Origin of the sequence: Streptomyces sp. 15-116A (assembly GCF_025290915.1) — a bacterium.
Lineage (GTDB): Bacteria > Actinomycetota > Actinomycetes > Streptomycetales > Streptomycetaceae > Streptomyces.
The window spans coordinates 1-7,634 of the sequence record NZ_JAOCQE010000287.1; the positions used below are offsets into that span (position 1 = coordinate 1).

The 7,634-nt window shown below is 72.6% G+C and carries 8 protein-coding genes; 6 read left to right on the forward strand and 2 right to left on the reverse strand.

The window, feature by feature from the left end:
- A partial coding sequence (locus N4P33_RS29815; protein WP_260830058.1) for an ABC transporter permease occupies positions 1-744 on the forward strand: 744 nt, incomplete at its 5' end.
- Positions 745-759: 15 nt separating this feature from the next.
- On the opposite strand, the gene N4P33_RS29820 is transcribed toward N4P33_RS29815, so the two are convergent.
- Positions 760-1,116, reverse strand: a complete 357-nt coding sequence (locus N4P33_RS29820) for a hypothetical protein (RefSeq protein WP_260830059.1) — start codon at positions 1,114-1,116, stop codon at positions 760-762.
- Positions 1,117-1,245: 129 nt separating this feature from the next.
- Between N4P33_RS29820 and N4P33_RS29825 the strand changes: the two genes are divergently transcribed.
- Positions 1,246-1,473 (forward strand): hypothetical protein, encoded by a 228-nt coding sequence (locus N4P33_RS29825; protein ID WP_260830060.1) that lies wholly within the window; start codon positions 1,246-1,248, stop codon positions 1,471-1,473.
- Positions 1,474-1,531: 58 nt separating this feature from the next.
- Here the strand turns inward: N4P33_RS29825 and N4P33_RS29830 are convergent, their stop codons facing one another.
- Positions 1,532-3,289: a dolichyl-phosphate-mannose--protein mannosyltransferase gene (locus tag N4P33_RS29830; protein WP_260830061.1), complete on the reverse strand. Its 1,758-nt coding sequence runs from the start codon at positions 3,287-3,289 to the stop codon at positions 1,532-1,534.
- Between the two features lie 101 nt (positions 3,290-3,390).
- Here N4P33_RS29830 and rsmI point away from each other — a divergent pair, with 101 nt between their 5' ends.
- From rsmI to rsmA, 4 genes are all read left to right on the forward strand, one after another.
- Entirely contained in the window at positions 3,391-4,245 is an 855-nt protein-coding gene (gene rsmI, locus N4P33_RS29835) for a 16S rRNA (cytidine(1402)-2'-O)-methyltransferase (RefSeq protein WP_260830062.1), read from the forward strand.
- Positions 4,246-4,388: 143 nt separating this feature from the next.
- A complete protein-coding gene (locus N4P33_RS29840) occupies positions 4,389-5,270 on the forward strand; it encodes a TatD family hydrolase (RefSeq protein WP_260830063.1) in 882 nt (293 codons plus the stop codon).
- A gap of 121 nt (positions 5,271-5,391) precedes the next feature.
- Positions 5,392-6,792 carry a resuscitation-promoting factor gene (locus N4P33_RS29845; protein ID WP_260830064.1) on the forward strand — a complete coding sequence of 467 codons (1,401 nt, stop codon included), beginning with the start codon at positions 5,392-5,394 and terminating at the stop codon, positions 6,790-6,792.
- Positions 6,793-6,847: 55 nt separating this feature from the next.
- On the forward strand, positions 6,848-7,634 hold a 787-nt coding region (gene rsmA / locus N4P33_RS29850), incomplete at its 3' end, for a 16S rRNA (adenine(1518)-N(6)/adenine(1519)-N(6))-dimethyltransferase RsmA (protein ID WP_260830065.1).

The following is a 7,634-nucleotide window of genomic DNA, read 5'->3' on the forward strand; positions in this document are numbered from 1 at the left end:
CGCAACCTGCTCCACGCCCGCCGCTACCCGTCCATGACGCTGAACCTGCTGCTCACCCCGGTGATGCTGCTCCTGCTCTTCGTCTACATCTTCGGCGACACCATGAGCGCCGGCATCGGGGACGGCGCGGGTGACCGGTCCGCGTACCTGGCCTATCTCGTCCCGGGCATCCTGATGCTGACCATCGGCGGCACCACCATCGGCAGTGCCGTGTCCGTGACGATGGACATGACCGAGGGCATCATCGCCCGCTTCCGCACCATGGCGATCCACCGAGGCTCGGTCGTGATCGGCTACGTCGTCGGCAGCGTCATCCAGTGCGTGATGAGCGTGATTTTGGTCGGCGCGGTGGCGGTGGCCATCGGCTTCCGCTCGACGAACGCCACCGCCCTGGAATGGCTCGCCGCGATCGGGCTCCTCGTCCTCGTCGCGCTGGCGCTGACCTGGATCGCGGTCGGCATGGGCCTGGCCAGCCCGAACGCCGAGGCGGCCAGCAACAACGCCATGCCCCTGCTGCTCCTGCCGCTGCTCTCCAGCGCGTTCGTGCCGCTGGAGTCGATGCCGGGCTGGTTCCGGCCGGTCGCGGAGTACCAGCCCTTCACCCCGGCGATCGAGACCCTCCGCGGCCTCCTCCTCGGCACGGAGATCGGCAACGCCGGCTGGCTGGCCGTCACCTGGTGCCTGGCCCTGGCCGCCCTCGGCTACGTCTGGTCCAGGTCCCTCTTCAACCGCGACCCGAAGTAAGCCGCGAGAGGTCGGTCACCGGCGAAACTCGTGGACCACCTGGATCTCGCCGACGATGTGCGCGTTGAACTCGTCGAGATCCTCCGCGGGCACCCACAGCTCGAGGATCGTCCGCCCGCCTGCCTGCTGGACCGGATACCTGCGCAGGAAGGCGGAGTCGACCTCGAACCGGGTGACGAAGCCCGCACCGTCGTGCTTGACGTTCCAGTCACGGGCGATCTTGACGGCGTAGTCCTCGTTGAGCACCGGATAGAAGGTCGGCTGCTCGGGAAGCCGCGGCGGCCAGGCGCGCCAGTCCAGTTCCCGGACCAGCTCGAGCTCCTTGGGGCCGGTGGGGCGCCACAGGGTCGTCGTTGCTTGCCGGCTGGTCACGAGAATCGTTCTCCGCGGATGTCAGTTGTCGATGGGGTTCGCCGACCGCACGCTATCGGCGGGCCCGGCCCAGCGGCCACCGGGTTTCGTCTGCGTGTCCCGGTGGGGGGCGGGAGAGTTGATCACGGCATGAAGAAGACAACGTCCCGTGTCATCGCCACCACTGCGCTCACCGCCGGTGCGGTCCTGGCCTCCGTGGCCCCCGCTCAGGCCGGCATCATCGACGGCTCGCTCAACAACCCCCATGTCCTGTCGGAGAGCTCCCTCCTGGGCGCCCTCGCCGGCGGCATGCTCGACGCCGTGTCCAACACCGACGCGGACACGGGAGCGAAAGGGAACGCCGGCACCTACGAGTAGGGCGGCATGACCACGTCCCCGGGGCCATCATGCTCCGGGGACTTTCTCGATGCCCCGGTCAGACCCACGTGTCCAGCCACATCCGCGCCCGCCAGTCGTCGATCGGGATGGCCGTGCCGGTGTAGATCGGCCAGAAGTAGATGAAGTTCCAGGCGATCAGGAGGGTCAGGACACCCGCCGCTGTCGCGCCGGCGACGCGGCGGGTGTCCGTGGTGCGGGGTGGGCCGACGAGCGCGCCCAGGAGCATCGCGACCGCCAGGCAGAGGAAGGGGAGGAAGACGATGGCGTAGAAGTAGAAGATCGTGCGCTCCTGGTACAGGAACCAGGGGAGGTAGCCGGCCGCGATGCCGCAGGCGATCGCGCCCGCCCGCCAGTCGCGGCGGAACAGCCAGCGCCACAGGACGTAGAGCAGCGCGAAGCACGCCACCCACCACAGCATGGGCGTGCCGAGGGCCAGGACCTCGCGGGCGCACTTCTCGGTGGCGTCGGCCGGGCAGCCGTCCTTCCCGGGCGCCGGGGACTCGTAGAAGTACGAGACCGGGCGGCCGGTGACGATCCAGCTCCACGGGTTCGACTCGTAGGTGTGGGGGGAGGACAGGCCGACGTGGAAGTCGTAGACCTGGTTCTCGTAGTGCCACAGGCTGCGCCACCAGTCGGGGAACAGCCAGGACCACGCGCTGTCCCGGCCGCCGCCCCGCACGGCCCAGTCGCGGTGGTAGCCGCCGGTGCCGTCGGTCGGGGAGAGGATCCAGCCGATCCACGACGCGAAGTAGGTGAACACCGCCACCGGGACCGTGGACAGGAACGCCCAGCCCAGGTCGCGCCTCAGGACCGCAGTGCGGGGGCGGTGGGCGCCCGCGACCCGGCGGGAGCCGACGTCCCAGAGGACCGACAGCACACAGAACGCGGCCAGGATGTAGAGGCCGTTCCACTTGGTGCCGATCGCCAGGCCCAGCATCACGCCGGCCGCCAGCCGCCAGGGGCGGAAGCCGATCCGGGTCGTCTCGGCGATCTTCGCGTCGGGGCGGGCCCGGCCGTCGGAGTCCACGGGCAGCGCGGCGGCCAGCTTCTCCCGGGCGCGGTCCCGGTCGATCAGCAGACAGCCGAAGGCCGCCAGCACGAAGAACATCAGGACACCGTCCAGCAGCGCCGTCCGGCTCATCACGAAGTGCAGCCCGTCCACCGCCATCAGCGCGCCCGCGAGACAGCCGAGGAACGTGGAACGGAACAGGCGGCGGCCGATACGGCACAGCATCAGCACCGAGAGCGTGCCGAGCAGGGCGGTCATGAAACGCCAGCCGAACGGATCGAAGCCGAACATCAGCTCGCCGAGCCCGATGACGTACTTGCCGACCGGCGGATGGACGACATACGCCGCGTCCGTCGGGATGGGGACGTTCCCGCCGGAGGAGAGGATCAGGTCATTGGCGTTCTTGTCCCAGTTGACCTCGAAGCCGCGGTGGATCAGCGCCCACGCGTCCTTGGCGTAGTACGTCTCGTCGAATATCACCGCCTTCGGGCTGCCCAGGTTCCAGAAGCGCAGCACCCCGGCCAGCAGCGTGACCAGCAGCGGCCCGCCCCAGCCCGACCAGCGGGCGATCCGGTCCGCGAGCAGCGGCGGCACGCCGAGCGTCGTCCACAGGCGGGGGGACGGTCCGGTGTACGGCGGGACCAGTTGGCCGCGGGCGTCGCCTCTGTCCGCCTTCGCCGCGTAGCCGAAGCGGCGCAGCCGCTGCTGCCAGGTCGGCCGCTGGTCGTGCGGCGCCTGGTCCTGCCGGGTGTCCGTGGAGTCCATGGACGACGCTGTACTGGTCACCGCGCCATCGTAGGGAACCGTGCTGTGTGAGTCCCGCGCATGGGCGGTATGCCCCGCCTCTCCGTCCGTCGCCCCGCGCCGGGGCTGGGAGGATGGGGGACGTGACCGGAACCCTCGTACTCGCAGGCACCCCCATCGGCGACGTCTCCGACGCCCCGCCCCGGCTCGCCGAGGAGCTGGCCGGCGCGGACATCATCGCCGCCGAGGACACGCGGCGGCTGCGCCGGCTGACCCAGGCGCTCGGCGTGACGCCCAAGGGGCGTGTCGTGTCGTACTTCGAGGGCAACGAGTCCGCGCGGACGCCCGAGCTGGTGGAGGAGCTGGCGGGCGGGGCGCGGGTGCTGCTGGTGACCGACGCCGGGATGCCGTCGGTGTCCGACCCCGGGTACCGGCTGGTCGCGGCGGCGGTGGAACGGGAGGTGCGGGTCACCGCGGTGCCCGGGCCGTCGGCCGTGCTCACCGCGCTCGCCGTTTCCGGGCTGCCGGTGGACCGGTTCTGCTTCGAGGGGTTCCTGCCGCGGAAGGCGGGGGAGCGGCTGGGGCGGCTGCGGGAGGTCGCCGGTGAGCGGCGCACGCTCGTGTACTTCGAGTCACCGCACCGGCTCGACGACACGCTCGCGGCGATGGCCGAGGTGTTCGGCGGGGAGCGGCGGGCGGCGGTGTGCCGGGAGCTGACGAAGACGTACGAGGAGGTACGGCGGGGGGCGCTGGCCGAGCTGGCGGCCTGGGCGGCGGAGGGTGTGCGCGGGGAGATCACCGTGGTCGTGGAGGGGGCTCCCGAGAAGGGCGGGGAGGAAGTCGACGCGGAGGAGCTCGTGCGGCGGGTCCGGGTGCGGGAGGAGGCGGGGGAGCGGCGCAAGGAGGCCATTGCCGCTGTCGCTGTGGAGGCGGGGGTGCCCAAGCGGGTTGTGTTCGATGCGGTGGTGGCGGCGAAGGGGGCCGGGGAGCGCCGTTAGGGGTGCGGATTCGTTGCGGGGTGCGGGTGCGTTGTGGCTGGTCGCGCCCACGCGGCGGAGCCGCATATGGATACAGCCCCGCGCCCCTGGGGGGGTGCAGTGCCGTCGCTCGGAAAGCGCAGTCTCTTTCGTAGGATCGGGGCATGCCTTCCAGCGACCGCGACAAGAACGCCGCCCCGCCCCTGCCCGCCCCCCTCGGTGTCGCCGTCGCGGACTCGCACACGCATCTCGATATGCAGGGCGGCACCGTGGACGAGGCGCTGGCCAAGGCCGCGTCGGTCGGGGTGACGACGGTCGTGCAGGTCGGGTGCGATGTGAACGGGTCGCGGTGGGCCGCGGAGACCGCTGCCGCGTACGACGCCGTGCACGCCACCGTCGCGCTGCATCCGAACGAGGCGCCGCGGATCGTGCACGGGGATCCTGACGGATGGTCGCGGCAGGGGGCCCGCGAGCCGGGCGGGGACGCCGCGCTGGACGAGGCGCTCGCCGAGATCGACCGGCTGGCCGCTCTGCCGCAGGTCAAGGGGGTCGGGGAGACCGGGCTCGACTACTTCCGCACCGGGCCGGAGGGCAAGGAGGCGCAGGAGCGGTCCTTCCGGGCGCACATCGAGATCGCCAAGCGGCACGGCAAGACCCTGGTCATCCACGACCGCGACGCCCACGCCGACGTCCTGCGCGTGCTCAAGGAGGAGAGCGCGCCCGAGCGGACCGTCTTCCACTGCTACTCCGGCGACGCCGAGATGGCGGAGATCTGCGCCGAGGCCGGGTACTTCATCTCCTTCGCCGGAAATGTGACGTTCAAGAACGCCGGGAATCTGCGGGACGCCCTCGCCGTCGCGCCGCTGGAGCTGGTGCTGGTCGAGACGGACGCGCCCTTCCTGACGCCGGCGCCGTACCGGGGGCGGCCCAACGCGCCCTACCTGGTGCCGGTGACGGTGCGGGCCATGGCCGCCGTGCGCGGGATCGACGAGGACGCGATGGCTACGGCGCTGGGAGCCAACACCGCTAGCGCGTTCGGGTACTGAGGCGCACTCGGACACGTCTCGCGCGTACGTTCCGTAGTCGCGCCGCTTTGGAGAGTGACCGGCGCTCCGCTAGGTTCTGGGGGCCCGAGCCGGACCCCTTAAGGCCCTGGAGCGTGTCGGCGTGAGCAACGCGCGGTTCGAGACGTACGAGACCTATGAGCCGTATGAGACGGTCGGCGATCTGCACTCCGCCGAGACCGTCGGCTACGGACACGGCTACGGCATCCCCGGCCCGCCCGGCGCCGCCGACGACACCCACCGGCCGGACGACACCTACCGGCCCGCCTACGAGCAGGCCCCCGCCTACGCGCCGACTCCCGCCTACGCACCCACCGAGCCCGCGCTGCCCCGTCAGACGGCCCTCACCGCCCCCGCCGCCCCCGCTGCCCCGCGGTCCGGGCACCGGCGGCGCGCCCCCTACGCCGAGCGCGCCGACTCCGTACGCCGGCTGCTGCCGCGGGCGCTGGTCGTCGCCTTCCTCGCCGGCGGCACCACCGCGTTCCTCGCCGAGGACAAGGCGGTCGAGCTGAACGTCGACGGCACGCCCCGCACCCTGCACACCTTCGCCGACGACGTCACCGAGCTGCTGGCCGAGGAGGGCATCGAGGTCGGCGCGCACGACGTCGTGAGCCCCGGGACCGGCAGCGCGCTCGGCGACGGCGACGAGATCGAGGTGCGCTACGGCCGTCCCCTGATCCTCACCCTCGACGGCGAGCGGCGTGAGGTGTGGACGACCGCGCACACCGTCGAGGGGGCGCTCCGGCAGCTGGGCGTGCGGGCGGAGGGCGCGTATCTGTCGACCGCGCGCTCCCGGCGCATCGGGCGTGAGGGGCTCGCCCTGGAGGTCCGTACCGAACGCTCCGTGACGGTCATGGCGGACGGGCGCGCCCGCACCCTGCGCACCAACGCGGCGACCGTGCGCGAGGCGGTCGAACAGGCCGGGGTCACGCTGCGCGGCCAGGACACCACGTCCGTCGCGCCCGGCAGCTTCCCGCGCGACGGGCAGACGATCACCGTGCTGCGCATCACCCGCACCCGGGAGGTCCACGAGGAGCCGATCCCGTTCCGGGAGCTGCGCACCGAGGACCCCTCCCTGCTGCGCGGCACCGAGGTCGTCGAACGGCCGGGGCAGCCGGGGATGCGCCGGGTCATCTACTCCGTGCGCACGGTCAACGGCGTCCGGCAGAAGCCGCACCGGCTGCGCTCGGAGGTGGTGCGGGAACCCCGGGCGCAGGTGGTGAAGGTGGGGACGGCGGCGCCGCCGACCTCGGTGCAGGGGGCGGACGGGCTGAACTGGGGCGCGCTGGCGGCCTGCGAGTCGGGCGGCCGTCCCAACGCGGTGGACCCGTCGGGAACGTACGGCGGGCTGTACCAGTTCGACAGCCGCACCTGGCAGAGCCTCGGCGGGCAGGGCCGGCCCCAGGACGCGTCACCGGAGGAGCAGACGTACCGCGCGAAGAAGCTGTACGTGCGCAGCGGCAGCAGCCCCTGGCCGCACTGCGGGGCCCGGCTCCAGGGGTAGCGGGCGCTCGCCGGGGGTGACCTGGGCGGTCCCCGGCGCCCCGTACCCTTGTCCCGTGAGCAGCCCCACCCCCGACGCCCTCCTGGGTCCCGCCGACATCCGTGAGCTGGCGGCCGCCCTCGGCGTACGGCCCACCAAGCAGCGCGGCCAGAACTTCGTGATCGACGCGAACACGGTCCGCCGGATCGTCCGCACCGCCGAGGTGCGGCCCGACGACGTGGTCGTCGAGGTCGGCCCGGGGCTCGGCTCGCTCACGCTGGCGCTGCTGGAGGTCGCCGACCGGGTCACCGCCGTCGAGATCGACGACGTGCTCGCCGCCGCGCTGCCCGCCACCGTCGCCGCCCGCATGCCCGAGCGCGCCGACCGGTTCGCGCTGGTCCACTCCGACGCCATGCACGTCACCGAGCTGCCGGGGCCGGCCCCGACCGCGCTGGTCGCCAACCTGCCCTACAACGTGGCCGTCCCGGTGCTGCTGCACATGCTGGAGACGTTCCCGAGCATCGAGCGCACGCTGGTGATGGTCCAGGCGGAGGTCGCCGACCGGCTCGCGGCCGCGCCCGGTTCGAAGGTGTACGGGGTGCCCTCGGTCAAGGCCAACTGGTACGCGGAGATCAAGCGGGCGGGCGCCATCGGGCGGAACGTGTTCTGGCCCGCGCCGAACGTCGACAGCGGGCTGGTGTCGCTGGTCCGGCGGGCCGAGCCGCTGAAGACCACCGCGTCCCGGCGTGAGGTGTTCGCCGTCGTCGACGCGGCGTTCGCGCAGCGCCGCAAGACCCTGCGGGCCGCGCTCGCCGGGTGGGCGGGCTCCGCGGCGGCGGCCGAGACGGCGCTCGTCGCGGCGG